General features: G+C 70.5%; 20 protein-coding genes, 1 pseudogene and 1 riboswitch. Of the genes and pseudogenes, 10 read left to right on the top strand and 11 right to left on the bottom strand.

Annotated elements, in window-relative coordinates:
- A complete protein-coding gene (locus DY218_RS32040) occupies positions 1-1560 on the bottom strand; it encodes an ABC transporter substrate-binding protein (RefSeq protein ID WP_128559680.1) in 1560 nt (519 codons plus the stop codon).
- A gap of 52 nt (positions 1561-1612) precedes the next feature.
- Positions 1613-1739: riboswitch (cobalamin riboswitch) on the bottom strand.
- A 203-nt stretch (positions 1740-1942) separates the two neighbouring features.
- On the opposite strand from DY218_RS32040, the gene DY218_RS32035 reads away from it, so the two are divergent.
- From DY218_RS32035 to DY218_RS32020, 4 genes are all read left to right on the top strand, one after another.
- The gene (locus DY218_RS32035) at positions 1943-2389 is read left to right on the top strand and encodes a molybdopterin-dependent oxidoreductase (RefSeq protein ID WP_128559679.1); all 447 of its coding nucleotides are present in this window, start codon (positions 1943-1945) and stop codon (positions 2387-2389) included.
- 146 nt (positions 2390-2535) lie between these two features.
- The gene (locus DY218_RS32030; protein WP_128559678.1) at positions 2536-2934 is read left to right on the top strand and encodes a TOBE domain-containing protein; all 399 of its coding nucleotides are present in this window, start codon (positions 2536-2538) and stop codon (positions 2932-2934) included.
- Positions 2935-3138: 204 nt separating this feature from the next.
- Entirely contained in the window at positions 3139-3936 is a 798-nt protein-coding gene (gene modA, locus DY218_RS32025; RefSeq protein ID WP_128559677.1) for a molybdate ABC transporter substrate-binding protein, read from the top strand.
- 23 nt (positions 3937-3959) lie between these two features.
- Positions 3960-5957 carry an ABC transporter permease gene (locus DY218_RS32020; protein ID WP_128559676.1) on the top strand — a complete coding sequence of 666 codons (1998 nt, stop codon included), beginning with the start codon at positions 3960-3962 and terminating at the stop codon, positions 5955-5957.
- On the opposite strand, the gene DY218_RS32015 is transcribed toward DY218_RS32020, so the two are convergent.
- Positions 5947-7383: a short-chain fatty acyl-CoA regulator family protein gene (locus tag DY218_RS32015; RefSeq protein ID WP_128559675.1), complete on the bottom strand. Its 1437-nt coding sequence runs from the start codon at positions 7381-7383 to the stop codon at positions 5947-5949. The genes DY218_RS32020 and DY218_RS32015 overlap by 11 nt on opposite strands.
- A 368-nt stretch (positions 7384-7751) precedes the next feature.
- Here DY218_RS32015 and aceA point away from each other — a divergent pair, with 368 nt between their 5' ends.
- The 3 genes from aceA (at position 7752) to DY218_RS32000 (ending at position 11599) form a co-directional block, all read left to right on the top strand.
- The gene (gene aceA / locus DY218_RS32010; RefSeq protein WP_128559674.1) at positions 7752-9041 is read left to right on the top strand and encodes an isocitrate lyase; all 1290 of its coding nucleotides are present in this window, start codon (positions 7752-7754) and stop codon (positions 9039-9041) included.
- Positions 9042-9140: 99 nt separating this feature from the next.
- On the top strand, positions 9141-10730 hold the full coding sequence (gene aceB, locus DY218_RS32005) for a malate synthase A (protein ID WP_128559673.1): 1590 nt from the start codon (positions 9141-9143) through the stop codon (positions 10728-10730).
- On the top strand, positions 10730-11599 hold the full coding sequence (locus tag DY218_RS32000) for a 3-hydroxybutyryl-CoA dehydrogenase (protein WP_128559672.1): 870 nt from the start codon (positions 10730-10732) through the stop codon (positions 11597-11599). Before aceB ends, DY218_RS32000 begins: the two co-directional genes overlap by 1 nt.
- 93 nt (positions 11600-11692) lie before the next feature.
- On the opposite strand, the gene cobF is transcribed toward DY218_RS32000, so the two are convergent.
- The 3 genes from cobF to DY218_RS31985 all read right to left on the bottom strand — a co-directional run bounded on the left by cobF (position 11693) and on the right by DY218_RS31985 (position 13660).
- Complete coding sequence (gene cobF / locus DY218_RS31995; protein WP_128559671.1) at positions 11693-12481, bottom strand: precorrin-6A synthase (deacetylating); 789 nt, start codon at positions 12479-12481, stop codon at positions 11693-11695.
- 208 nt (positions 12482-12689) lie between these two features.
- Positions 12690-13232, bottom strand: a complete 543-nt coding sequence (locus DY218_RS31990; RefSeq protein WP_128559670.1) for a DapH/DapD/GlmU-related protein — start codon at positions 13230-13232, stop codon at positions 12690-12692.
- 65 nt (positions 13233-13297) lie between these two features.
- Positions 13298-13660, bottom strand: coding sequence for a DoxX family protein (locus DY218_RS31985; RefSeq protein ID WP_128559669.1), 363 nt, complete (start codon positions 13658-13660; stop codon positions 13298-13300).
- 106 nt (positions 13661-13766) lie between these two features.
- Between DY218_RS31985 and DY218_RS31980 the strand changes: the two genes are divergently transcribed.
- Together DY218_RS31980 and DY218_RS31975 are read left to right on the top strand one after the other, a co-directional pair.
- Positions 13767-14618: a LysR family transcriptional regulator gene (locus DY218_RS31980; protein ID WP_128559668.1), complete on the top strand. Its 852-nt coding sequence runs from the start codon at positions 13767-13769 to the stop codon at positions 14616-14618.
- A gap of 169 nt (positions 14619-14787) precedes the next feature.
- The gene (locus DY218_RS31975) at positions 14788-15708 is read left to right on the top strand and encodes a glycoside hydrolase family 16 protein (protein ID WP_128559667.1); all 921 of its coding nucleotides are present in this window, start codon (positions 14788-14790) and stop codon (positions 15706-15708) included.
- A gap of 69 nt (positions 15709-15777) precedes the next feature.
- Here DY218_RS31975 and DY218_RS31970 read toward each other — a convergent pair whose 3' ends face one another.
- The 6 genes and pseudogenes from DY218_RS31970 to DY218_RS31945 all read right to left on the bottom strand — a co-directional run bounded on the left by DY218_RS31970 (position 15778) and on the right by DY218_RS31945 (position 22588).
- The gene (locus tag DY218_RS31970; protein WP_128559666.1) at positions 15778-16734 is read right to left on the bottom strand and encodes an SDR family oxidoreductase; all 957 of its coding nucleotides are present in this window, start codon (positions 16732-16734) and stop codon (positions 15778-15780) included.
- A gap of 117 nt (positions 16735-16851) precedes the next feature.
- A pseudogene (locus DY218_RS31965) lies at positions 16852-17655 on the bottom strand (glycoside hydrolase family 16 protein); the annotation flags it as partial.
- Positions 17656-17898: 243 nt separating this feature from the next.
- Positions 17899-19488: a beta-N-acetylhexosaminidase gene (locus DY218_RS31960; protein WP_128559664.1), complete on the bottom strand. Its 1590-nt coding sequence runs from the start codon at positions 19486-19488 to the stop codon at positions 17899-17901.
- 27 nt (positions 19489-19515) lie between these two features.
- The gene (locus DY218_RS31955) at positions 19516-20349 is read right to left on the bottom strand and encodes a carbohydrate ABC transporter permease (protein WP_128559663.1); all 834 of its coding nucleotides are present in this window, start codon (positions 20347-20349) and stop codon (positions 19516-19518) included.
- A complete protein-coding gene (locus DY218_RS31950) occupies positions 20346-21323 on the bottom strand; it encodes a carbohydrate ABC transporter permease (RefSeq protein WP_128559662.1) in 978 nt (325 codons plus the stop codon). The genes DY218_RS31955 and DY218_RS31950 overlap by 4 nt, the downstream gene beginning before the upstream one ends.
- Positions 21324-21328: 5 nt before the next feature.
- Entirely contained in the window at positions 21329-22588 is a 1260-nt protein-coding gene (locus DY218_RS31945; protein WP_128559661.1) for an extracellular solute-binding protein, read from the bottom strand.
- Between the two features lie 339 nt (positions 22589-22927).
- On the opposite strand from DY218_RS31945, the gene DY218_RS31940 reads away from it, so the two are divergent.
- A complete protein-coding gene (locus DY218_RS31940; protein ID WP_128559660.1) occupies positions 22928-23770 on the top strand; it encodes a GntR family transcriptional regulator in 843 nt (280 codons plus the stop codon).
- Positions 23771-23802: the final 32 nt, after the last annotated feature.

Raw genomic sequence — 23802 nt, 5'->3', positions numbered from 1 at the left:
TCAGTCGATGCGGACCCGGTCGAAGCGGGCCCAGTCGTGCGAGTTGGGCGGTGCGGCGCGCAGACCGCGCACCGTGCGGCCGATGGCGTCGACGGCATCGGAGAACGCCCACACCAGCAGCCCCGATTCGTCCCGCGCGATCTTCTGTGCGCGGGCGAGCAGGGCGAGGCGGTCCTGCTCGTCGCGGGTGGTTCGGGCCCGGTCGAGGAGTCGGTCGAACTTCTCCGAGCGGTATCCGGTCTGGTTCCGGGCGGCTCCACCACGCACGCGCTGCTGCAGGAAGTCCGACACGGGCAGCGTGGAGGTGGTGTTGAAGGCGGCGACGCCCTTGGTCCTGATCTCGCTGAAGTAGGTGCTGGCCGCCCGGGTGTTGGCCGTCAACCGGAGCCCGATCTCGCGGAGTTGGCGTGCCATCAGATCGGCGGCCGGCTGCCACGCGGCATCCACCGCGCTGGTCTGGACGGTGATGTGCAGGCCTTCCGCACCGGCCTGTTTCACCAGCTTCCGCGCCTCGGCCACATCGCGTTCGCGCGGCTCGAGTCCGCCCGGATAACCGCGCAGGCCCGTCCCGAACAGGTCGTTGCCGACCTCGCCGTGTCCGGCAAGGGCGATCCGTACCAACGCGGCGCGGTCGATGCCCAGTTGGACGGCTCGTACCAGGCGCGGGTCGTCGAAGGGCTTGCGGCCGGTACGCAGCAGAAGCTGCTGTGCGGTGGCCCGCTTCGAGGTCAGCAGGCGTGCGGACTCGGCCTTCCGCAGCCGCTCGACGGAGGCTCCGGCCATGTCGGCGGCGTAGTGCACCTGCCCGGACAGCAGGGCGTTCAGGCGGGCCGACTCCTCGTTCGCGGGGACGATCTCGAGTTCGGCGATGTGCGGGGCACCGTCCCAGTGGTCCGCCCAGCTCCGGTAGCGAGCCGTACCGCCGGGGGTGAACGACACATGGGTGAAGGGTCCGGAGCCGACCGGCTTGCGGAAGTCCGTCGTCCCGTCCGGGATGATCTCGGTGCCCGGGCCGGCGAAGACGGTGGGGAACTCGAAGTTCGGCGCCTCGAGGACAAGGACGAGGGACCGCTTGCCGTCGGCCCGGCTGGCGGTGAAGTCGATGGCGGAGAGCAGTACTTGGGACGGCGATCCGGTGTCGGGGTCGGCGGCGCGGCGGTAGCTGTACAGGACGTCCTCGGCGGTGACCGGGGTCCCGTCGTGGAACTCCGCCTGCCGCAGCCGTATGTGCCATCGGGTGCCGGCGGCGTTGCTCTCCCACGATTCGGCGAGCCGCTTGCGTACGGACATGTCGTCCGCGTAGGTGCCGAGGGTGTCGTAGAGGGCCTTGGCGCGTGCCTGGTCGACGAAGTTCGGCGCGACGTGCGGGTCGAGGGTCTCCTGCGATCCGCCGGAGGTGAAGGCGGCGCGGAAGGGCGCTTCGCCTCCCCCGCCGTCACTGCCGTCGCCGCAGCCGCTCAGCAGGCCCGTCGAGGCCGCGGCCAGGGCGCCGCCGGCGGCCAGTACGCCCCGTCGGGTGGGTTGCGGGCGGCCGGGTGCTGTCCGGGCATGCGTCGCCACGGTCGATCCTTTCCGGGGTTTCCTCGCCCCTGACGTCGGACCGGCGACGGGTCAGTCTCCTGGCTCCCGGATCGTCGCTCGCCGCCGCCTTCCCGCCCGCGGTCGCGGACAGTGGCATGCCGGAGGGTCGCTTCCCGGTCACAGTGGCGGGACCGCGCCGGATTCACACCGGCTTCCTGGTCCCCGTCGCCTCGTGCGCACATTGTGGCGTACGGGTCGGGGCTTGCCGGACGCCGGGCCGATCGGGCGGCAGTTGCCAGCCTGCTTCTCGGACTCGGTTCGGATGCGCCATGTTCCCCGCCCCTTTCGCCTGTCATCCTCGGATCGTGATGTACGGCTCGGGGACCGGAGTGGGCGCGAGGCAGGAGCGAAGGGGGCGGGGATGACCCGATTCGTGGTGGTGGGCGCGGTCGACCGGCAGGTGACGCTCACCGTCGCCGATCTGCGCAGGGGCTGGCCCGCACGCGAGGCCGAGGTGACGTTCGACTGCGCGAGCAGCGGTCCGCGGCACCATGTCTTCCGTGGGCCGCTGCTGCGCGAGGTGATCCTGGCGGCCGGTCCGGGTTTCGACGCGGCGCGGCGCAAGGACCGCTCCCGGTTCCTCCTGGAGGTCACGGGCGAGGACGGGCACGGCACCGTACTGTCCTGGGCCGAGATCGACGAGGACTTCGGGAACGCGCCGGTACTGCTGGCCACCGAGCTGGACGGACGTGAACTCGACGCGTGCGGGAGCCAGTTGGTGGTCCCGACCGACGTCTGCGGGGCCCGCTACATCAGCGCCGTCCGATGGATCAGGCTCGGGTCCGCGGGACGAGCCGCACACCCCTGACCGTTGCGCACCGCGTACGCATCGTCACTCACGGACAGGTGGGAACCTCGGGCACCTTGGGCGTTCCTCCAGGCTCGACGGCATCCGCGATGGAGATTCCGCTGACAAGTTGTAGATGCAAGGAAAAAGCGCATACCTTGGCGCACATGCAGTCCTACACGATCGGTCAGGCAGCGCGGCTGCTCGGCGTCAGTCCGGACACCGCACGACGCTGGGCCGACGCGGGGCGGGTCAAGACGCACCGGGACGAGAACGGGCGCCGGCTCGTCGACGGCCGTGATCTGGCGGCCTTCTCGATCGAGATCGGCCAGGCAGGCAACGGCGAGGACGAAGACGCGTCCTACACCTCGGCCCGCAATGCCTTCCCGGGCATCGTCACCGCCGTCAAGCTCGGCGATGTCGCCGCCCAGGTGGAGATCCAGGCGGGCCCGCACCGTCTGGTCTCCCTGCTCACCCGCGAGGCCGTCGAAGAGCTCGGCCTCGAGGTCGGCATGCAGGCCACCGCCCGCGTGAAGTCGACCAACGTGCATATCGACCGCGTCTGATCCACGGCGCAGGGTCCACCGCTCCGGATCCACCGCTCTGGATCCACCGCTTCGGATTCGACAACCCCGGATCCACCGCACCTGACCCGCCACCCCTGATCCGCCCCACCGGATCCATCCGCACTCGCGCAGGCTCCGCCGTCCCCGTGCGCCCGCGCTTCCGTTCAGCGGCGGCAGCCGCCGTCCGCAGACAGAGGAGCCCTGATGTTCACCGCCATGACACCCCGCCGGGTCGCCGCCGCGGCGGCCACCGCCGCCCTGCTCGTACCACTCGCAGCCTGCGGCAGCGACGACGACGGCAAGAAGGACACCGGCGGCAAGCAGGACTCGGGCAAGAAGACCGAGCTCACCGTCCTCGCCGCCGCCTCGCTCACCGATGTCTTCGCCACCGCGGGCAAGGCCTACGAGAAGGACCACCCGGGCACCACGGTGAAGTTCTCCTTCGCCGGCTCCCAGGAACTGGCCGCCCAGGTCGAGCAGGGCTCCCCCGCCGACGCCCTGGTCACCGCCGACACCAAGACCATGGACGATCTGCAGGCGGACACGAACGACCCGTCGGTGATCGCCAAGAACCGCCTGGTCATCGCCGTCGGCAAGGGCAACCCGAAGAACATCAAGGACCTCGACGACCTCGCGAAGAGCGACAACAAGGTCGTACTCGCCGCCTCCGAGGTCCCCGTCGGCCGGTACAGCAAGGAGATCCTCGACACCCAGAAGATCAAGGTGAAGCCCGTCTCGCAGGAGGCCAATGTGCGCGCGGTGCTGAGCAAGGTCGAGCTCGGGGAGGCGGACGCGGGTCTCGTCTACAAGACGGATGTCACCGCGGCCGAGGGCAAGGCCGGGGCCGTCGACATCCCGGACGACGAGAACGCCATCGCCGAGTACCCGGCCGCCACCCTCAAGGCGTCCGAGAACACCGATGCCGCCGACGAGTTCGTGCAGTGGCTGAGCTCCGACGAGGCGCAGAAGATCCTCGCGGACGCGGGCTTCCAGCAGCCGTAGCCAGTACGGGAGCAGGGATCGCGATGCGGAACATCCGGCAGACGAGCGGCAGAGCCGCAGCGGCGAAGGACGGCGGCCACCCCGCCCGCAGGAGGGCGACCCGCGCGCCGGTCGCCCTGGCCGTGCCCGCGCTGCTCGCCATCGCGTTCCTGCTGCTCCCGCTGGTCGGCATCCTCTCCCGCGCCGAATGGGGCGCGCTCGGCGCGCACTTGACCAGCCCCGGCGTCACCGAGGCGCTCCAGCTGTCGCTGTATGTGTCGTTCTGCGCCCTCGGCGTGTCACTCCTGCTCGGCGTGCCGCTGGCGTGGCTGCTCGCGCGTGTCGACTTCCCCGGCAAGACCCTCGTACGGTCGCTCGTGCTGCTGCCGATGGTGCTGCCGCCCACGGTCGGCGGCGTCGCACTGCTGCTTGGATTCGGGCGGCGCGGGCTGCTCGGGCCCTGGCTGGAGGAAACCTTCGGTGTGGTGCTGCCGTTCAGTACCGCGGGCGCCGTGGTGGCGGCGACCTTCGTAGCGATGCCGTTCCTGGTGATCAGCCTGGAGGGCACGCTGGCGGGCATGCGCCCCTCGTACGAGGAGACCGCGGCGTCCCTCGGCGCCTCTCCGGTACGGGTGTTCTTCACGGTCACCCTGCCGATGGTCGCGCCGGGACTCGCCGCCGGCGCCGCCCTCACCTGGGCGCGGGCGCTCGGCGAGTTCGGCGCGACGATCACCTTCGCCGGCAATCTGCCGGGATCCACCCAGACCCTGCCGCTGCAGGTGTACCTGCTGCTGCAGGACGACCCCGAGGCGGCCACCTCGGTGTCCCTGCTGCTCCTGGCCATCGCGATGGGTGTACTGGTCGCACTGCGCGGACGCTGGACGGGCGGCACCGCCGACCGCACGGCACGCGATCCCGGCAGCCGTCGCGACACGCCGACCGACGAAGAGCCCCTGGACACGCCGGAGTCGACGGTCTCCGCGAAGGACACGGCCGACACGCCGCGCCGGCCCCTGCACGCCGTGGTCACCGGCTTCAACAACCTCACCCTGGACGCGGCGCCCGGCACCACCATCGCCGTCGTCGGCGAGAACGGCGCCGGCAAGACGACCCTCCTGCGCGCCCTGCTCGGCCTCACCCCGCGCGCCCACGCCCGGCTGCGACTCGGCGACACGGACGTCACGGCGCTCGCCCCGCACAAGCGGGGTGTCGCCTGGGTTCCGCAGGACGGCGCGCTGTTCCCGCATCTGAGTGCCCTGTCCAACACGGCGTACGGACTGCGTGCCCACGGCGTGCCGCGCACCGAGGCGCGGCGCATCGCACAGCAGTGGCTGGAGCGGCTCGGCGTCGGTCATCTCGCCCACCGCAAGCCCGCCCAGCTGTCCGGCGGTCAGGCCCAACGCGTCGCGCTCGCCCGCGCGTTGGCACCGAAGCCACGGCTCCTGCTGCTCGACGAACCGCTAGCGGCGCTCGACCAGACCACCCGCGCCCACGTCCGGCACACCCTGCGCAGCCACCTCGCCGGCTTCGGCGGGGTCTGCCTGATCGTCACCCACGACCCCGTCGAGGCCGTGTCGCTCGCCGACCGTGTCCTCGTACTCGACAACGGCCGCACCCTGCAGGACGCGGCGCCGGCCGAGGTGGCCCGGCATCCGCGGTCCCCCTGGGTGGCACGCATGCTGGGCCGCAACGCCCTTGCCGGCACGGGCACTTCGGACGGAACCCTGGCCCTCGCAGACGGCGGTCACCTGGTCGTGGCCGACCCGCTGGAGGAGGGCGCTCAGGCGCTCGCCATCATCGCGCCGGAGGCGGTCTCGCTGCATCGCGAGCGCCCGGAGGGCAGCCCGCGCAACGTCCGGGCCGGCACGGTCCGCGAGATCACCGCGCTCGGCAGCAGGCTCCGTGTCCTGGTGACCGGCGACGGCGCCCCCGACCTCGTCGCCGAGATCACCCCTCAGGCGGCGGCCGAACTCGCCCTGGCCGACGGCACTTCCGTCTACACGAGCGTCAAGGCCACCGAGATCACCCTCGTCACGATGTGACGGTCCCGCCGCCCGACGGCTCCCGCTCCCCCGCCACCGGATACGGCACGAACGTGCTGCTGTTCTCGTCGATCGCGAGGCTGCGGTCGAACGGCGGCACGGCCCGCTGCGGGCAGTCCGTGCGCTCGCACAGGCGGCAGCCCATGCCGATGGGCACCGCGGACGAGGCGTTGTCCAGGTCGAGGCCGTCGGAGTACACGAGCCGGCCGGCGTGCCGGATCTCGCAGCCGAGGCCGATGGCGAAGGTCTTGCCCGGTTCGCCCCAGCCGCCGCGGTGCCGGGTGACCGCACGGGCGGTCCAGAGGTACCGCTGCCCGTCCGGCATGGCGGCCACCTGGACGTGGATGCGGCCGGGCGCAGCGAAGGCCTCGTAGACGTTCCACAGCGGGCAGGTGCCGCCCGCACGGGAGAAGTGGAATGCGGTGGCGGACTGCCGTTTGGACATGTTCCCCGCGCGGTCGACGCGCACGAAGGAGAACGGCACACCGCGCAGCCGGGGACGCTGCAGGGTGCTGAGTCGGTGGCAGATGGTCTCGTAGCCGAGTCCGAAGTGGTCGGTGAGCCGCTCGATGTCGTAGCGGAATTCCTCCGCCGTGGCGTGGAAGCGGCGGTACGGCAGGATCAGCGCGGCGGCGAAGTAGTTGGCGATGCCGATGCGGGCCAGCGGGTGGGCCGGGGAGTCCTCCCCGAAGTCCTCCGACGCCAGGGCGGAGATGGCGTCGGCGTGTTCGAGCAGGGCGAGTTGGGTGGCCATCCGGAATGCCTGCTGGCCCGGGCGCAGGCGGCTGGAGAGGTGCAGTACCCGGGTCGTCGGGTCGAAGCTGTGCAGCCGCTCTCCGGTGTCTCCGGCGAGGCGGACCCCGTGGCGCTCGGTGAGGCGGGCGGACAGGGCGCGGACGACGTCGCCCGGCCGTACGCCGATCTCGGTGGCGAAGCGCTCCGCGGCGCGGTCGATGTCGTCCAGATAGTTCTGCCGCCGGTAGAAGAACTCGCGGATCTCCTCGTGCGCGGAGCGCGGCTGCGCGGATGCGCCCGGGCCTCTGCCCTCCGCCGTCTCCGAGAGCTGTTCGGTGAGGTGCTGGTTGCGGCGGCCGAGGTCCACCAGGAGGGTCGCCACGGCGGGCATCCGGGAGGCCAGGTCGGAGAGGTCGGAGGCCGATACCCGGCCGGCCGTCATCTCACCGGTCAGTGCGTCCCGCAGGTCGGCGACCAGACGGCTGGTGTCCCGCTCGGAGAAGAACCCGGGGTCGACGCCGAAGGCCTCGGTCAGGCGGAGGAGTACGGGCACGGTGAGCGGCCGGGAGTCGTGCTCCATCTGATTGAGATAGCTGGGCGAGATGGCCAGGGCACGGGCCAACTCGGCCTGTGTGATGCGCCGTTCCTCCCTGAGCCGGCGCAGTCGCGCTCCCGCGTACGTCTTGCTCACCCGTGGGCTCCCGTCCGGTCGCGGTCGTCGGCACTGCACGTGATGGTAGCCCGGCGAAGAGACCGTACGGCATTGGCAAAGTTGGCAAAACGGCGGTTCAAGATTCACAGAAATTGGCAGCTGTCCCCGCTTGATGGCACTGAGTGCAGGTGTCAGTGTCGTTCTGCGGCCCGCGGGGCACCGGCGGGCGGAACGGAACGGAAGCTGGGCACGATTCACGCCCTGACGTCGGAGATCCCGGCCCTTCCACCGCCTCGGCAACATTGCTTCGATTGCTCCACCGGCGATCCTCGGGCCGCATCACCCTCAGGCGACTTGGCACCCCGTGCCAGTCATTCGCACAGTTCACGATCCTCCGGGAGACGGTCATGGCACAGGCAGGGACGACGGCGGAAACGGCCCAGGAGTTGGCGCGCCGCTGGGCGAGCGACCCGCGGTGGAAGGGCATCGAGCGTACGTACACGGCCGAGGACGTGGTCCGGCTCTCCGGGAGTGTCCGCGAGGAGCACACGCTGGCCCGGCGGGGTGCCGAACGCCTCTGGCGGCAGCTGCACGAGCAGGACTACATCCACGCGCTCGGCGCCCTCACCGGTGGCCAGGCGGTCCAGCAGGTGAAGGCCGGTCTGCAGGCGATCTATCTGTCCGGCTGGCAGGTCGCCGCCGATGCCAACCAGGCCGGTCACACCTATCCCGACCAGTCGCTGTACCCGGCCAACTCGGTGCCGCAGGTGGTCCGCCGGATCAACAACGCACTGCTGCGCGCCGACCAGATCGCCACCGCGGAGGGCGGCGGGGACGCCACCGACTGGCTCGCGCCGGTCGTCGCCGACGCGGAGGCCGGATTCGGCGGACCGCTGAACGCCTTCGAGCTGACCAAGGCGATGATCGCCGCAGGCGCCGCCGGCATCCACTACGAGGACCAGCTGGCCTCGGAGAAGAAGTGCGGCCATCTCGGGGGCAAGGTCCTGGTCCCGACCGGCCAGCACATCCGCACCCTCAACGCGGCCCGCCTTGCCGCCGACATCGCCGATGTGCCGACCCTGATCGTGGCCCGCACCGATGCACTGGCCGCGAGCCTGCTGACCAGTGATGTCGACGAGCGCGACGCCGAGTTCGTCACGGGTGAGCGCACCGCCGAGGGCTTCTACCGGGTGCGGAACGGCATGGCGCCGGTCATCGCCCGCGGCCTCGCCTACGCCCCGTACGCGGACCTGATCTGGGTCGAGACGGGCACCCCGGACCTCGCGCAGGCCCGCGAGTTCGCCGAAGCCATCCACGCCGAGCACCCGGACCAGATGCTGGCGTACAACTGCTCGCCGTCGTTCAACTGGCGAGCGGCGCTCGACGACGACCAGATCGCCAAGTTCCAGCGGGAGTTGGGCGCCATGGGCTACCGCTTCCAGTTCATCACCCTGGCCGGCTTCCACTCCCTCAACCACGGCATGTTCGACCTCGCCCGCGGCTACGCGGAACACGGCATGACCGCGTACGTGGACCTCCAGGAGAAGGAGTTCGCCGCGCAGGAACACGGCTTCACCGCCGTGAAGCATCAACGCGAGGTCGGCACGGGCTACTTCGACCTGGTCTCCACCGCCGTCAACCCCACCTCCTCGACGACCGCGCTGGCCGGGTCCACGGAGGCCGAGCAGTTCCACTAGACCTCTGGTCGGTCGCTTTTCCCGTACCGCCAATCCCGTGTCCAGGCCGGGGGCCGGACCCACGGCCCGGCCCCCGGCCGCTCCCCCGAGGAGACCCGTATGCCCATCTCCGCTCCGCCCCGGAGTGCCCAGGTCCTGGGCCCGCCCGGACACCGGCACGAGGAGATCCTCACGCCCGAGGCCCTCGAGTTCGTCGGCCGTCTCGTCGACGCCTTCGCCGGGCGCCGACTGGAAATCCTCAAAGAGCGTGCCCGGGTGGCGGCCCGCCTCGCCTCCGGCTCGCCGCTCGACTTCTCCGTCGCCACCTCCCGAATCCGCGCGGACGGCACATGGCGCGTGGCACCTCCGGCGCCCGGCCTCACGGACCGCCGGGTGGAGATCGCCGGACCCCCGGACCGCCGGACGACGGCCCGCGCCCTCGGCTCGGCCGCGCAGGTGTGGGTGGCGGACTTCGAGGACGCCACCTCGCCCACCTGGGACAACATCGTCGGCGGCCAGCTGAACCTGCTCGACGCCGCGGAGCGGGCGATCGACCTCGGTACGCCGGACGACGAGCGGCACGGCCCCGGCGAGCACCGCACGACCGTCGTCGTACGCCCCCGCGGATGGCATCTCACCGAGGACCACCTGGAGTTCGACGGCCGGCCGGCCCCCGCCTCGCTCGTCGACTTCGGCCTCTACTTCTTCCACTGCGCGCAGCGCCGGATCGACGCCGGGCACGGGCCGTACTTCTGTCTGCCGAAGCTGGAGAACCGCGGCGAGGCGCGGCTGTGGAACGACGTCTTCCTGCTGGCCCAGGACCTCCTCGGCATCCCCCGCGGCAGCGTGCGGGCCACCGTACTGATCGAGACCGTCACCGCGGCCTTCCAGATGGAGGAGATCCTCTACGAGCTCCGCGAGCACAGCTCAGGTCTGACCGCCGGCCGCTGGGACTACCTCTTCAGCCTCATCAAGACCTTCGGCCACCGCACCGACTTCCTGCTGCCGGACCGGGACCGAGTCACCATGACGGCACCCTTCATGCGGGCCTGCACCGACCTGCTCGTCCGCACCTGCCACCGGCGCGGTGCGCACGCGATCGGCAGCATGGCGGCCCAACTGCCCAGTACCGATACGGGTGTTGCGGAGGCAGTGCGGGCAACGGTGCGGCGCGACAAGGAACGTGAGGCCGAGGAAGGCTTCGACGGTTCATGGGTGGCGCACCCGGAGCTGGTGCCGGTCTGCCGCGAGGCGTTCGACGCGCGGCTCGGCACCCGTCCGCATCAGCTCGAACGCACCCGCGGTGATGTCGAGGTGACGGCTGATCAACTGCTGTCCGTGCGCCGGATCGCCGGGCCGCCCACCACCGAGGGCATCCGCACCGATGTCGCGGTCGCGGTGCGCTACTTCGCCGCCTGGCTGCGCGGACAGGGCACGATCGAGCACGCGGGCTCGATCGAGGACACGTCGACGGCCGAGATCGCCCGGGTGCAGATCTGGCAGTGGCTGCGTCACCGCGTCGTCACCCGCGCCGCGGTCGAGGATCTCCTGACCGCCGAACTCGATGCGCTCGGCGCCGAGTTCCCCTGGGCACCGCTCGACGACATCCGCGCACTCTTCGAACGGACCGCCATGGCCCGCGAATTGCCGGCCTTCTTCACCACGGACGCCTACGGCCGCCGCCTCGGGCGCCACCCGGAGGGACAGTGATGACCACAGCCGTCAGCCGGGTCGGAGTGGTGGGCGGTGGCCGGATGGGCACCGGCATCGCCGAGGTGTGCGCCCGCGCCGGCCTCGACACGGTCGTCACCGAGGCGGACGGGGTCGCGGCCCGTGCGGCTCGTGAGCGGGTCGCCGGGTCGCTCGAACGCGCCGTGCAGCGCGGCACGTTGGACCGGCGCTCGGCGGACGACGCGCTGGCCCGGCTGGTCTTCACCGCCGGTCTCGACGACCTGGCCGACCGTCAGCTCGTCATCGAGGCGGTCACCGAGAACACCGGGGCGAAGACGGAGGTCTTCACCGCCCTCGACAAGATCGTGGAGGATCCGGCGGCGATACTCGCGACCAACACCTCCTCCATCCCGGTGATGCGCCTGGGCATGGCGACACGGCGCGCGGATCGAGTGATCGGCCTGCACTTCTTCAACCCCGCTCCCGTACTCCCCCTGGTCGAGGTCGTCTCCTCGCTGCACACCACCGCGGAGACGATCGCGGCCGTACGGGACTTCGCGACCGACACCCTGGGCAAGACGGTCGTCCGCTCCCAGGACCGCGCCGGCTTCGTGGTCAACGCCCTGCTCGTGCCCTATCTCCTGTCGGCGATCCGGATGGCGGAGTCCGGCTTCGCCACGGCCGCCGACGTCGACGCGGGGATGGAGCTCGGCTGTGCGCACCCGATGGGGCCGCTGAAACTGGCCGACCTGATCGGCCTCGACACGGTCGCCTCCATCGCGGAGTCCCTCTACGAGGAGTTCAAGGAACCCCTGTACGCACCGCCCCCACTGCTGCAACGCATGGTGGAGGCAGGGCTGTTGGGCCGCAAGAGCGGGCGTGGGTTCCACACGTACGACCGGGGCTGAGGGGCCCGGGTCCGCCGCCCGGCCCAGGGGGACTGCGGCCGCGGCGAGTGCGGGGCGGGGCACGGACGGGAGGTCCGCGCCCCGCCTCCCACGTCACTTCGCCTTCTGCTCCACGGTCCTCAGCAGATAGGTGTCCATGATCCAGCCGTGCCGTGAGCGCGCCTCGGACCTCAACTGCCGGATGCGGTCGGACACTTCACGCAGCGGACCCGCCACGAGGAGCTCGTCCGGCGTACCGAGATAGGCACCCCAGTAGATCCACACGTCGTCGCCCTCGACGTCGGCGAACGACTCGTGCGCGTCGAGCATCACCACGATGTCGCCGTCGTCGCTCCCGCTCACGTCACCGAGGCGGCGGGCCGGCGTGATGTGCACCGGCCGTCCTACCTGGTTGAGCGGGATGCAGTGCCGTGCGGCCAGTGTCGAGACGCTGCTGATCCCCGGTACCACCTCGACGGCGGCCGACACGGATCCGCGCTCCTCGATGTCGGCGAGGATGCCGAGGGTGCTGTCGTAGAGCGAGGGATCGCCCCACACCAGGAACGCCCCGGTCTCCCCCGCCTTCATCTCGTCGCGCAGCAGTCCTTCGAAGATGTCCCCGCGCCGGGCGCGCCAGTCCTGTACGGCATCGGCGTAGTCCGTACGTCCCATGGGACGCCGGTCCCGGCTGGGGTCCTCCACCTCGACGACGCGGTACGGGCCCTGCGCGTGCTCCTCGATCATGCGGTGCCGCAGATCCGTCAGGGACGCCTTGTCCGGGCCCTTGCCGACGACGAAGAAGATGTCGGTCCGGCGCATCGCCTTCACCGCGGCGAGGGTCAGCTGGTCCGGATCACCCGCCCCGATGCCGATCACGAGTACGCGTCGTTGCTCCATGCTCATGACCGCAGTCTCGCAGGTGGGATCAGCCTCGGGATCAGCAGGAGCCGACCCACTGGATCTTCGAGACATGACGCTCGACGAATCCGGCGCTCTCGCTCGGGTTCACGACCGGGCTGTGTGCGCTTGGACATGCGGTCGCCTCGGGGTCGTGCGTGCCCGTGGGTCAGTCATCCTGTACCGCGGCCCGGCGGGGAATCCGGGAGCGGCGTCACCACGCGCGGTTCACCGTGGCCTTCGGACCGGTGACCAGTGTTGCGGGCGGCACGTCGTCGGCGACGACCGCGCCCGCGGCGACCACTGCGTCACGGCCGATGGTGACGCCGGGCAGGATCGTGGCGCCTGCGCCGATCCACGCGTTCTCGGCCACGTCGATGGGGCCACCGGTCAGCCACTCCCGGCGCTCGGCGGGGTCGACGGGGTGGCTGACGGTGATGAACGTGACCTTCGGGCCGACCATCACACGCTCGGCGAGCCGGATGCCCGCGTAGTCCAGGAATGTGCAGTTCTGGTTGATGAACACCCGTTCCGCCAGGTCCAGGTTCGGGCCGTGGTCGGTGTAGAACGGCGGATAGATCGTGACTCTGTCCGGCAGCGGTGCCCCGAGGATCTGCTCGAGCAGCTCCGCCTTGCCCGACTCGTCGTCGAACGGCAGGGCGTTGAGACGGGACGTGAGCGCGGTGACCCGCAGGACGCGGTCGGCCATGGCCTTGAACTCGGGGCTGTGGATACGCATGAGGCGGTCGGCGGGCATGGCGCGGTCCTTCCTGTCGGTGAGGTTGATCGTATTCACCCCACCCCGGGAGTTCTCCCGCCCCGTCACCACCAGGTCGTCGACAGCCACACAGTCGCCGCGGCCGCGGCAAGGAGCGTGGCGTTGAGGGCGATCTGGCGGTCCCCGCGCCGCAGGTGCACCCGGGTCGCGCCGATCTGCAGGATCACGAATCCGATGGCCGCGGCCGATGCGAGCCACGGCGCGATGCCGGTCAGTACCGGAAGGACCAGCCCGGCCGCGCCGAGCACTTCGATCGTGCCGAGTGCGCGGACGACCGGCATCGGTGTGCTGTCCACCCAGGCCATCATCGGCAGCAGCTGCTCACGGCTCCGCACCAGCTTCGCCCCGCCCGCATAGAGGTAGAAGAGGCCGAGCAGTCCGGCGACGATCCAGTAGGCGACGTTCACGATCTCCCTCTCGGTCGGTGCTGTGTATGCCGATTGCACCGGCGGCGAGCCGTGGCCGTCCAAGACCCGTTCCATCCTCTCGATACCTCCTGGGTATCGTTGCAGCATGGAGCTACGTACGCTGCGCTACTTCGTGGCGGTGGCCGAGGAACTCCACTTCGGGCGTGCCGCCACCCGCCTGCACATGAGTCAGCCGCCGCTGAGCCGGGCGATCAGGCAGCTGGAGAGCGAGCTCGGCGCCGCACTGCTCGTGCGCTCGCCGGCCGGTGTCACCCTGACCCCGGCAGGGGCGGTACTGCTCGACGAGGCGCGGGAGCTGCTCGACCGGGCCGAGCGGGCGCGGGTGCGCGTGGCCGCCGCGGCCGGGACCGCCGCGATCACCGTCGGCTTCCTGGGCGACACCGCCGATCCTGCCGCGACCCGGCTCGCGGATGCGTACCGCCGCCGGCATCCGCAGGTCGAGGTCCGGATCCGCGAGGCCGATCTGACCGACCCCACCTGCGGGTTGCACGCCGGCCTGGTCGACATCGCGCTGACCCGCGCCCCGTTCGACGAAACCGGCCTGACGGTCCACGAGTTGCGGGCCGACCCGGTGGGCGCTCTGCTCCGCGCCGACGATCCGCTGGCCGGGCGCGACCGGCTGAAGCTCGCCGATCTGGCCGACCGCCGCTGGTTCCGTTTCCCGGCGGGTACCGACCCGCAGTGGCAGGCGTACTGGAACGGCGGTGAGGCACGGGAAGGACCGGTGGTGCGCGCCGTTCAGGAGTGCCGGCAGGCCGTGCTGTGGAGCGGGACGGTCGGCATGACGCTCCTCGACGACCCGCCGGTGCACGGGCTCACCGTGGTCCCGGTGACGGACATGCCGCCCAGCCGTGTGGTGCTTGCGTGGAACGCGGGCGAGTCCGGCCCGTTGATCGATTCCTTCGCCCGGACCGCGATGACGGCCTACCGCAGCTGATCGACCGTCACCCCTGGTCTGCACCAAACCCTTGACGGGCCTTCCCGTACGCCTTATCAAGTAGTGAACGAAGTGACGGGAGTGGTTCGCCTGATGCGTTCACCTCTCGACACGCGTACAGCAAGAAGCACTGAAATGTCATGCGCATGTCCCCCCACGAAGCGATGTGATGACCGTGCACACCCCCACCCGCCACAAGCGCCGGCTCTCCGGGAAACGCCGCGCCGTCCTCGGCGCCGCCTCGCTGGCTTGCTGCTGCGCCGTCGCCGCGGCGCTGCCGTCCGGAGCCTCGGCCTCACCCGACGCGTCCGAGGCGGCGGGCAAGAAGGCGGCGGCCGCCTCGTTCGCCGACGAGTTCGACGGACCTGCCGGGTCCGCCGTGGACAGCAGCAAGTGGCAGCTGGAGACCGGCGACAACGAAAGCAACCACGAGCGGCAGTACTACACACCGGGCAGCGACAACGCCGCGCTCGACGGCGAGGGTCATCTCGTCATCACCGCCCGCAAGGAGAATCCGGCCGACTACCAGTGCTGGTACGGCACTTGTGAGTACACGTCGTCCCGGCTGAACACCGCGACCACCTTCAACCAGGCCTACGGGCATGTGGAAGCCAGGATGAAGGTCCCGCGCGGTCAGGGGATGTGGCCCGCCTTCTGGATGCTCGGGTCGGACTTCGGTGACGTCGGCTGGCCCGCCAGCGGTGAGATCGACATCATGGAGAACGTCGGCTTCGAACCGGGCACGGTGCACGGCACTCTGCACGGCCCCGGCTACTCGGGCGCGGGCGGTATCGGCGCCGACTACTCGCTGCCCGGCGGGGAGGACTTCGCCGACGACTTCCACACCTTCGCGGTGGACTGGGCCCCCGACTCCATTACCTGGTCCGTGGACGGCAATGAGTTCCAGACCCGGACGCCCGCCGACCTGGGCGGCAACGAATGGGTCTTCAACAAGCCGTTCTTCATGATCCTCAACCTCGCGGTCGGCGGCGACTGGCCCGGAGACCCGGACGACAGCACGACGTTCCCGCAGGAACTCGTCGTCGACCACGTGCGCGTGGAGACCGACGACGCCGCTCCGCCCGCCTGACGACGGGCCGCACACATCGGTCCGGGGCCGGGGTGGTGACATCACCGCCGCGGCCCCGGACCGCCGTCGTCAGTCGGTCCCCGCCCACGCGTCGGGCCGGCTGCCGTCGACGTCCGTGACGCCGTAAGCACGGGCCAGGTCGCCGGCCGTCACCGAAAGCTGGTTCCATCGCGCCCTGTCGGGATCGCCGGCCAGGGCGGCGATGCCCCTGCCGACGAAGCGCGGCGACTCGGACGCCTCGAAACCGCCGGGGGCGGCCGGATATCCCTCGACATTCCCGTCCAGCGCATCGCGCCAGTTCTCCTCGGTGACACCGAAGTTGTCCAGCATGATCTCCGAACGCATCCAGCCCGGAGTGACCGCGAGCGCCGTCGCTCCGTAGGACGCGAGCTCGTGTCCCTGCGAGAATCCCAGACGGTTCACGGCCACCTTCGCCAGGTCGTAGTACGCCGAGATCCGGTACTGCTCGGCGTTGTACGCGGTCGTGCCGTCGGTGATCTCCACCAGGAGCCCGCCGGGACGGTCGACCATCAGGGGCAGCAGGTGGTGCGAGGTGATCAGATGGGTGTCGACGGCGAGACGCAGGATCCGCAGGCCGGTGTCCACATCGTGCTGCCAGACGGGCGTGTTCCAGGTCGGCGGCGGTCCCTTGAGTACTTCGGCGCCCCAGATGGCGTTGACCAGCACGTCGATGTGTCCGTGCTCCCGCCGTAGTCGGTCGGCGAGCCGCGCCACCTGCTCGCTGTCGAGGTGGTCGACCTGGACGGGGATTCCCCGTCCGCCCAGCGCGGTGACGAGTTCGGCGGTCTCCTCGATGGTCTCGTCGCGGTCGTAGTCGGAGCGGATGGACGCGTCACCGCGGCTGCTGCTGCGACCGGTGCAGATCACCGTCGCTCCCGCCTCGCCCAACGCCGCCGCGATGCCCCGCCCCGCGCCACGCGTCGCACCGGCGACCACCGCCACCCTGTCTCGCAGTGCGTCCCGCTCCTGTGCTCTCCTCGGCTGATCCGAACGATCCGATTCCATCGGGCGACCCTCTCAAGCCGGCCCACTCGCGTCCAGGACGACATCCCGGGCGCCGACCGGACTCCGCTGCCGCGGGGCGGCGGAGTCCGGGGAGCGACCGAGTCGCGGCCGCGGCGGTCAGCCGGGCACGTTGTCCTCGAAGCTGGTGCCCGAGGCGCGGTACGAGTCGACCTCGGCCTGCACCTCGGCCGGGCTGAGCACCTCGTCCTTGACATGCAGGACGTAGTCCACCTGCTGGTCGTAGGCGCGGGGTTCGGTGGAGGTCTGGCCCTCGAGGTCGATCAGCCACTGGTTGAAGTAGATGCCCATGGGGCGCTCGGGCAGGTACTGGGCGTCGTGGGTGCCGAAGACCTCGCCGTCGATGTAGTACGTGATGGCGTTGTCGTCGATGGTGAAGACCAGGTCGTGCCAGCCCTCGAAGCTGGTACGGGACTCGGTGTGCTGGTTGACCGCCTCCCAGGGGTCGGGGCGGTAGGTCTCCCACGATGTGGTGTAGAGGATGTTGGCGGGCTCGCCCCAGCCGCCGTTGGGCAGATACTCGAAGTCGTACTCGGAGTAGTCGTCGGCCATCGGCGCGGTCAGGTCGTTGAGGGTGAAGAACGTCTGGACCAGGCGGTCGCCGTCGGGTCCGGAGCGGGGCGCGTCGGAGAACTTCACCCTGGACGCGTAGGTGCCGTTCTTGAACTTCATGCTCTGGGTGAGGAGTTCGGACTGTTCGGTCGACTCCGGGGTGCCGGCGGTGGAGGTCTCCAGGTTCATCACCGAGTTGTCGCCGTCCTGGGAGAAGGTGATGTTCTCCGGGGACCAGCCGGCTCCGGGGACGCCGGGGCCACCGGACTCGCCGCGGACGGTCCAGCCGTTGGCGGAGATCGCCGGGTCGGTGTGCGAGGTGTAGTCGAAGTCGTCGAAGAGGGCTTCTCCGGCGGCCTTCGCGCTGCTCCCACCCCTCTCACCGCGGCGGTCGTCGTCCGCCTGCGCGGTGGCGGTCAGCGACAGCGCGCAGAGGCCGGTGACCGTGGCCACGGTCAGGGCGGTGCGCAGGTGTGTGCGGCGGGAGCGCTGGGCTCGGTGCGTCTGCGGGGTTCGTCGGACTGCGGACACGGGGGATCCTCCTTGTGTGGGGGGGACTGCTGTGGGATGTGCCTGGTCCGCTCGCCGCCGCAACTAGCGGGGCGGGGCGGTTCGTGCCGCCGCGGCCAGGGGCAGGCGCGGCGGAGTCAGGGGGCGGTGCCGGACGCCCAGGGCGTCGAGGCGGGTCGTGTGGGTGCGCAGTCGGGGCAGGAAGTCTCCGGTCCAGGAGGTCTCGCCGCTCCAGGCGCGGTCGGCCAGCGCACACAGCCGTGGGAAGGACCGGTACTCGATCTGGTCGGGGGTGGCGGCGAACTCGGTCCACAACTGTGCTTGTGCGCCGAGCACTTGGGAGGCCTCCTCGGGGTCCCAGTCGCTCGGTGCCGGATCGTGGGCGTGTACGGCACGCAGGTCGACGACGGCGCCCGGCTGGCCGGGCGGCTCGCCGGGATCGGCGGACTGGGCGTAGTCGAGGTAGGTGGCGAGGTAGTGGGCCATCACCACCTGGTGGCCGCGGCGGGCGGCGGCGCGGCCGTGTTCGGGGTCGCGCCAGGTCATCGCGGTGAATCCGGGTGGCAGTGCGGTGCCGGTCTCCGCCCACCCGACCGGGCGGCGCCCCCGGGACTGCAGATGCTCGCCGATTCGACTCATGAACCAGTGGTGCAACTCCCGTGGATGCGTGAGCTGTTCGGCCGCCATCCGCCGGCGCGCCGCCGGACTCCGCTCCCATTCGCCGGTCGGGCACTCGTCGCCGCCGACGTGCACGTACGGGGAGGGAAAGACCTCCATGACCTCGTCGAGGACGGTGCGGCAGAAGTCGACGGCCGCGTCGTGGACGCCGAGGACGGTGTCGCAGACGCCCCAGTCGGTCCAGACGTCGAGGCGGCGGCCCGGGTCGTTGCCGAGCTCCGGGTAGGCGGCCAGGGCCGCCCTGACATGGCCCGGCATCTCGATCTCGGGTACGACGGTGACGCCGCGCTCGGCCGCGTGCGCCACGATCCCGGCCAGCTCGTCCCTGGTGTAACTGCCGCCGTGCGGTGTTCCGTCGTACGTCGTACTGCCGGCCGGGCCGACCATGGACCGGGCCCGGTGGCCGCCGATCCCGGTGAGCCTCGGGTACGCGGCGACGGGCATCCGCCAGCCCTGGTCGTCGGTGAGGTGCAGCTGCAGGACGTTGAGTTTGTGCAGGGCGAGCAGGTCCACGTAGCGGCGTACGTAGGAGGCGGGCTGGAAATGGCGGGCGACGTCCAGCATGGCGCCCCGCCAGGAGTGGCGCGGCACATCGGTGATCTCGGCGCAGGGCAGCCGCCAGGTGACGCCGCGCTGCGGTTTCGCCGACAGGGCTTCGGGCGGCAGGAGTTGACGGATCGTCTGGATGCCGTGGAGCAGCCCGTCCGGTTGGGCGGCCCGCAGGAGGACGCCGCTCGGGCCGATGGTGAGCCCGTATCCCTCGGCGCCGAGGCCCGTCAGTTGCGGGTCGAGGGCGAGGACGAGGTTGCCCGTCGCCGATGGCCGCAGTGGGAGGCCGGTGGCCGGGGCGAGCAGTGACCGGAGCAGGCTCGCGGCCGGCTCGGCCCCGGGGGCCGTACGCACGGTCGTACCCGCATCGAGGGTGAAGTGGCCGGGCCGCGGGGAGTACCGGCTCGGCTTCGGGACGAGGGCGCTCTCGGCGCGCGGTGCGGTCACGGCTCGGCCTCCAAGGCGTGGGGTCGGTCAGCCCTTGACGGCCCCGGAGGCGAACCCCGAGGTCACATGGCGCTGCAGGATCAGAAAGATGGCGAGGGCGGGCAGCGCGAAGAGGGTGGAGGCGGCCATGGTGGCGCCCCAGTCGGTGCCGAAGGTGTTCTGGAAGGAGGAGAGCCAGACCGGCAGGGTGCGGCTGTCCTGCTGCTTGATGATCAGGAAGTTGGCGTAGGCGAATTCGTTCCAGGCGGTGATGTAGCCGAACAGCGAGGTGGCCATCAGGCCCGGGGCGAGCAGCGGGAAGGCGATTCTTCGGAAGGCGCCGAGCCGGGTGCAGCCGTCGACCTGGGCGGACTCCTCGAGCTCGGGCGGGATGGTGCCGAGGAAGCCGCGCAGCACCACGATGGTGAACGGCAGCGTGATCATGAAGTACACGAGGGTCAGGGTGGGCAGCCGGTCGAGCATGTCGGTGTCCCGGGAGATGATGTAGATCGGGATGATCAGTGACTCCCAGGGCGCCATCTGCGCGATGAAGACCATCAGCATGAACTGCCGGCGTCCGCTCCAGCGCAGCCGCGCCACCGCGAAGGCGGCGCCGAGCGCGACGACGAGGGCGAGGAGCACGGCGCTCGCGGTGACGAGGATGCTGTTGCGCCAGAAGAGGGCGAATCCGTCCGCGTCGACGGCCGTGCGGAAGTGCTCCAACGTCCAGGTGTACGGGATGAGTCGGGGATTCGCGGACTGGATGTCCCCGGTGGGCCGGAAGGCGGTGGCGATCATCCAGTAGACGGGGAAGAGGCAGACGAGGACGGTCAGTACGGCTGCCGCGTCGAGGGGGATCCGGCGGATCCGGGAGCGGGTCACAGCTCGGCCTCCTGCTTGTACATCTGCCGGAAGTAGGCGACCAGTACGCCGGACATCAGCACCACCGTGACCATGGAGGCGGCCGCCCCCAGGTCGTAGTGCTGGGCGGAGAGCGCGGTCTGGACGGCGTACACCGGCAGGATGGTGGTGGCGTCGCCCGGGCCGCCTCGGGTCATCACCCAGATCTGTACGAACGCCTTGAAGGTCCAGATCACTTCGAGCGACAGGACCAGCATGAAGATCGGCCGGATCATCGGGAAGGTGATCGAGCGGAAGATCCGCCGGGCGCCCGCGCCGTCGATCCGAGCCGACTCGTGGAGCTCGGCGGGGACGGTGGTGAGCGCCGAGTAGAGAGTGATCGCGGCGAACGGCACCGACTGCCACACGATGAGCAGCACCAGGATGGCGAAGGAGGCCGGTCCGCTCGCGAACCAGGTGTAGCGGTCGAAGGAGTCGAGCCCGAGGCTCCGCAACGACCGGTTGACGACGCCGAATTCGGAGTGGAAGAGCCACTGGAAGACGGTGGTGGCCGCGATCACGGGCATCGCCCAGGCCAGCACCAGGGCGCTGAGCACCATGGTGCGCCCGAAGCGTCCGAGCCGTTCGACCATCAGCGCGACCAGGGTCGAGATCACCATGATGAGGGCGACGTTGATCGCCATGAAGACGAAGGTGCGCCGTACGACCTCCCAGAAGCGCGGGTCGGTGAGCAGCGTCCGATAGTTCTCCAGGCCTACGAACTCTGCGTCGCCCAGGATGAGTTGGCGAAGCCCGAAGTCCTGGAGGGAGATCAGCAGGGCACGCAGCAGGGGGTGGACGAGCAAGTAGAGGGTGCCGAGTACGGCGGGGGCGATCAGCAGGTACGGCCACAGGGTGCGGGCCGGTGCAGGGGCGCTGGTGAGGGGCTGCCGGGAGCGGCGCGGTGCGGGAGCCTCACCGGGTGCGGTGGTCCGTTCGCGGGTGAGCGGCTGCACGGCGCTCAGGACCCGGCGTTCATGGCGCGGGTGATGGCCTCGGACGCCTTCTTCGCCTCGGACTCGGCGCTGCCGCCGGTGATGACGGCGGTCATGTAGTCCTTGATCGGGTTCTCTGCCTCGACCGCCGCCCAGGCAGGGGTGTTGGGCGTGGCGTGGCTGTTCTCGGCGGCGCCCGCCGCCATGGCCGCGGCTCCCGGGTCGTCGGCGACGGCGTCGGCGAGGGTGGTCTTGTTGGGCACGTAGCTCATGGCGACGGCGAGCTTCTTCTGCCAGGTGTCGCCGGTGAGTTCCTTGACGAAGGTCCGTGCCGCGTCCTGGTGCGCGGAGGCGGCGGGGACGACCAGGTCGGAGCCGCCGGTGAAGACGGCGCCCGGCTTCGACGCGGACTTGCCGGGGATGGGGAAGAAGCCGAGCTTGCCCTCGAGTTCGGGATTCGCCTCGGTGATCACCTTGGCACCGCCGGGAGTCGAGATGATCTGGGCGACGTCGCCCTTGGCCATCACATCGGCCTGCGGCGGGTCGTCCTCGTCGGAGTCCTTGGGTCCCTTGCCCAGCGCCTGGAGCTCCTTGTAGAACTCCATTCCGCGGATCGCCTCGGGCGTGTCCAGGGCCCCCTGCCACGCGCCCCCGGACTCGGTGGCGAGATCGCCGCCCTCGTCCCAGACGAACCCGGCCAGGGCGTACCACATCTGGCCGGGCAGGTAGATGCCCTGGGTTCCGCCCTCGTCGAGCTTCTCGGTGGCGGCGGTCCACTGTGCGCGGGTCTTGATCTCGGCCGGGTCGATGCCGGCCTTCTCGAAGAGGTCGGTGCGGTGGATGACGACGCGGTTGGCCGCGTAGTAGGGGATGCCGTACTGCTTGCCCTCGTAGGAGCCGGGCTCCGCGAGGCCCTTCAGCCAGTCCTTGCCGCCGAGTTCGCCGACCTCGTCACTGAGGTCCGCGAGGCCGCCGCCGGCGGCGAACTGCGCGACCTGGGTGTTGCCGGCCTCGATCACATCCGGTGCGTCGTTGCTCGCCAGGGCGGCGGTGACCTTCTCGCCGATGCCGTCCCACTCCTGGATCTGAATCCTTACCTTGATGTCGGGGTGGGCGGTCTCGAAGCCCTTGACGAAGTCCTTCTGGAATTCGGTGGAGACGCTGTCGCGCATCAGCCAGACGTCGATCGTCGTACGACCGGACTCGGCGCCCCCGGAGGAGCCGCAGGCGCTGAGACCGGCGGTCACCGCACATACGGACACCCATGCAAGCAAGCGGAGCTTCACGGTTCACCTCTGTGGAAGAGCCGGCCCGGGAAGGGACCGGCGAACCAACCACCTGACCAGTGGCATCAACTGGACACCTAACCTGTTGATGGTGGATGAAGTTGGCATAGACCAATAGAAACGTCAACCCCCTTGTGCCGCACGGTATATGAGGCTTCCATCGACACGGACGTAGCCGTGAGGAGTCCTCGCACCGATCGAACTCCGCTTGACCAGCAGTCCACTTGTGGTCAGGGCGTGGCAGACTGGTCAGATCCGCATTGCACCTCAGGAAGCAACCGGAACCTCAGGAAGCCACCGGAAACCTCAGCAAGCCTCAGGAAAGAAGGCCGACAGCAGATGGAGACGCAACCGCAGGGCGCGGTCCTCAAGCGTGAGCGGGTCCGCGATGTGATTCTGGAGCTCGTCGAGTCCCGCCGCCCCGGCGATCCCATCCCCTCCGAGCGCACCCTGTGCGCCCGACTCGGCGTCTCCCGGCCGACGTTGCGGGCGGCGGTCGACGAGCTGGTGGCCTCGGGCGTACTGATCCGGGAGCACGGCCGGGGCATGTTCGTGGCCCCGGAGAAGATCACCCAGGAGCTGGTCTCCGACCGGCAGACGCTGACCGCGCCGCTCGCCACCGGTACCTGGTCAAGCCGGCTCCTGGAGTTCACCACCGTCCAGGCCGGCGCCAGGGTCGGCCGCAAGCTGCGCCTCTCCCCCGCGGCCGAGGTCGTCTATGTGGCCCGGCTTCGCCTGGTCGACGGGGCGCCGACGGCCATCGAGCATCTGCACATCCCGGCCGCGATCGTGCCGGGCCTGTCCGCCGACGAGCTGGAGCGCGGCGATCTCTACGAACATCTGCGCGAGCACCACGACGTGCAGGTGCGCGAGGCGGTCCAGGCCATCGAACCCACCGTGGTGACCGAGGCCGAGGCCCGGCTCCTGGACGTCCCCGCGCTCTCCCCCGCTCTGCTCTTCGAGCGGCTGACCGACGACACCGAGGGCCGTCCGGTGGAGTATGTCCACTCGCTCTACCGCGGCGACCGCTACCGGATCGTCTCCCGGCTGACGCTCGGCCCGGACTCGGGCACGGTCCCTCCGGCCCGGGACGGACACCACCCGGGCATCCCGCCGGGCGACTTCACCCACCGCGACCCGATCACGTCCTCGACCACCGGCGACGTCCAGACGGACCGCTGACCCGGACGCCACCCGGCTCGCGACTCATGGCG

It is taken from the genome of Streptomyces triticagri, assembly GCF_003429565.1.
In the GTDB taxonomy this organism is placed as follows: Bacteria; Actinomycetota; Actinomycetes; order Streptomycetales; family Streptomycetaceae; genus Streptomyces; species Streptomyces triticagri.
This window is presented reverse-complemented; position numbering and strand designations above follow the sequence as displayed.

What these genes read in the sequence shown, in the direction of transcription:
- DY218_RS32035 (WP_128559679.1), top strand. Translation starts at nt 1,943, where the DNA reads ATGACCCGATTCGTGGTGGTGGGCGCGGTCGACCGGCAGGTGACGCTC.
- DY218_RS32030 (WP_128559678.1), top strand. Translation starts at nt 2,536, where the DNA reads ATGCAGTCCTACACGATCGGTCAGGCAGCGCGGCTGCTCGGCGTCAGT.
- modA (WP_128559677.1), top strand. Translation starts at nt 3,139, where the DNA reads ATGTTCACCGCCATGACACCCCGCCGGGTCGCCGCCGCGGCGGCCACC.
- DY218_RS32020 (WP_128559676.1), top strand. Translation starts at nt 3,960, where the DNA reads ATGCGGAACATCCGGCAGACGAGCGGCAGAGCCGCAGCGGCGAAGGAC.
- aceA (WP_128559674.1), top strand. Translation starts at nt 7,752, where the DNA reads ATGGCACAGGCAGGGACGACGGCGGAAACGGCCCAGGAGTTGGCGCGC.
- aceB (WP_128559673.1), top strand. Translation starts at nt 9,141, where the DNA reads ATGCCCATCTCCGCTCCGCCCCGGAGTGCCCAGGTCCTGGGCCCGCCC.
- DY218_RS32000 (WP_128559672.1), top strand. Translation starts at nt 10,730, where the DNA reads ATGACCACAGCCGTCAGCCGGGTCGGAGTGGTGGGCGGTGGCCGGATG.
- cobF (WP_128559671.1), bottom strand. Translation starts at nt 12,481, where the DNA reads ATGAGCATGGAGCAACGACGCGTACTCGTGATCGGCATCGGGGCGGGT.
- DY218_RS31990 (WP_128559670.1), bottom strand. Translation starts at nt 13,232, where the DNA reads ATGCCCGCCGACCGCCTCATGCGTATCCACAGCCCCGAGTTCAAGGCC.
- DY218_RS31980 (WP_128559668.1), top strand. Translation starts at nt 13,767, where the DNA reads ATGGAGCTACGTACGCTGCGCTACTTCGTGGCGGTGGCCGAGGAACTC.
- DY218_RS31975 (WP_128559667.1), top strand. Translation starts at nt 14,788, where the DNA reads ATGACCGTGCACACCCCCACCCGCCACAAGCGCCGGCTCTCCGGGAAA.
- DY218_RS31970 (WP_128559666.1), bottom strand. Translation starts at nt 16,734, where the DNA reads ATGGAATCGGATCGTTCGGATCAGCCGAGGAGAGCACAGGAGCGGGAC.
- DY218_RS31940 (WP_128559660.1), top strand. Translation starts at nt 22,928, where the DNA reads ATGGAGACGCAACCGCAGGGCGCGGTCCTCAAGCGTGAGCGGGTCCGC.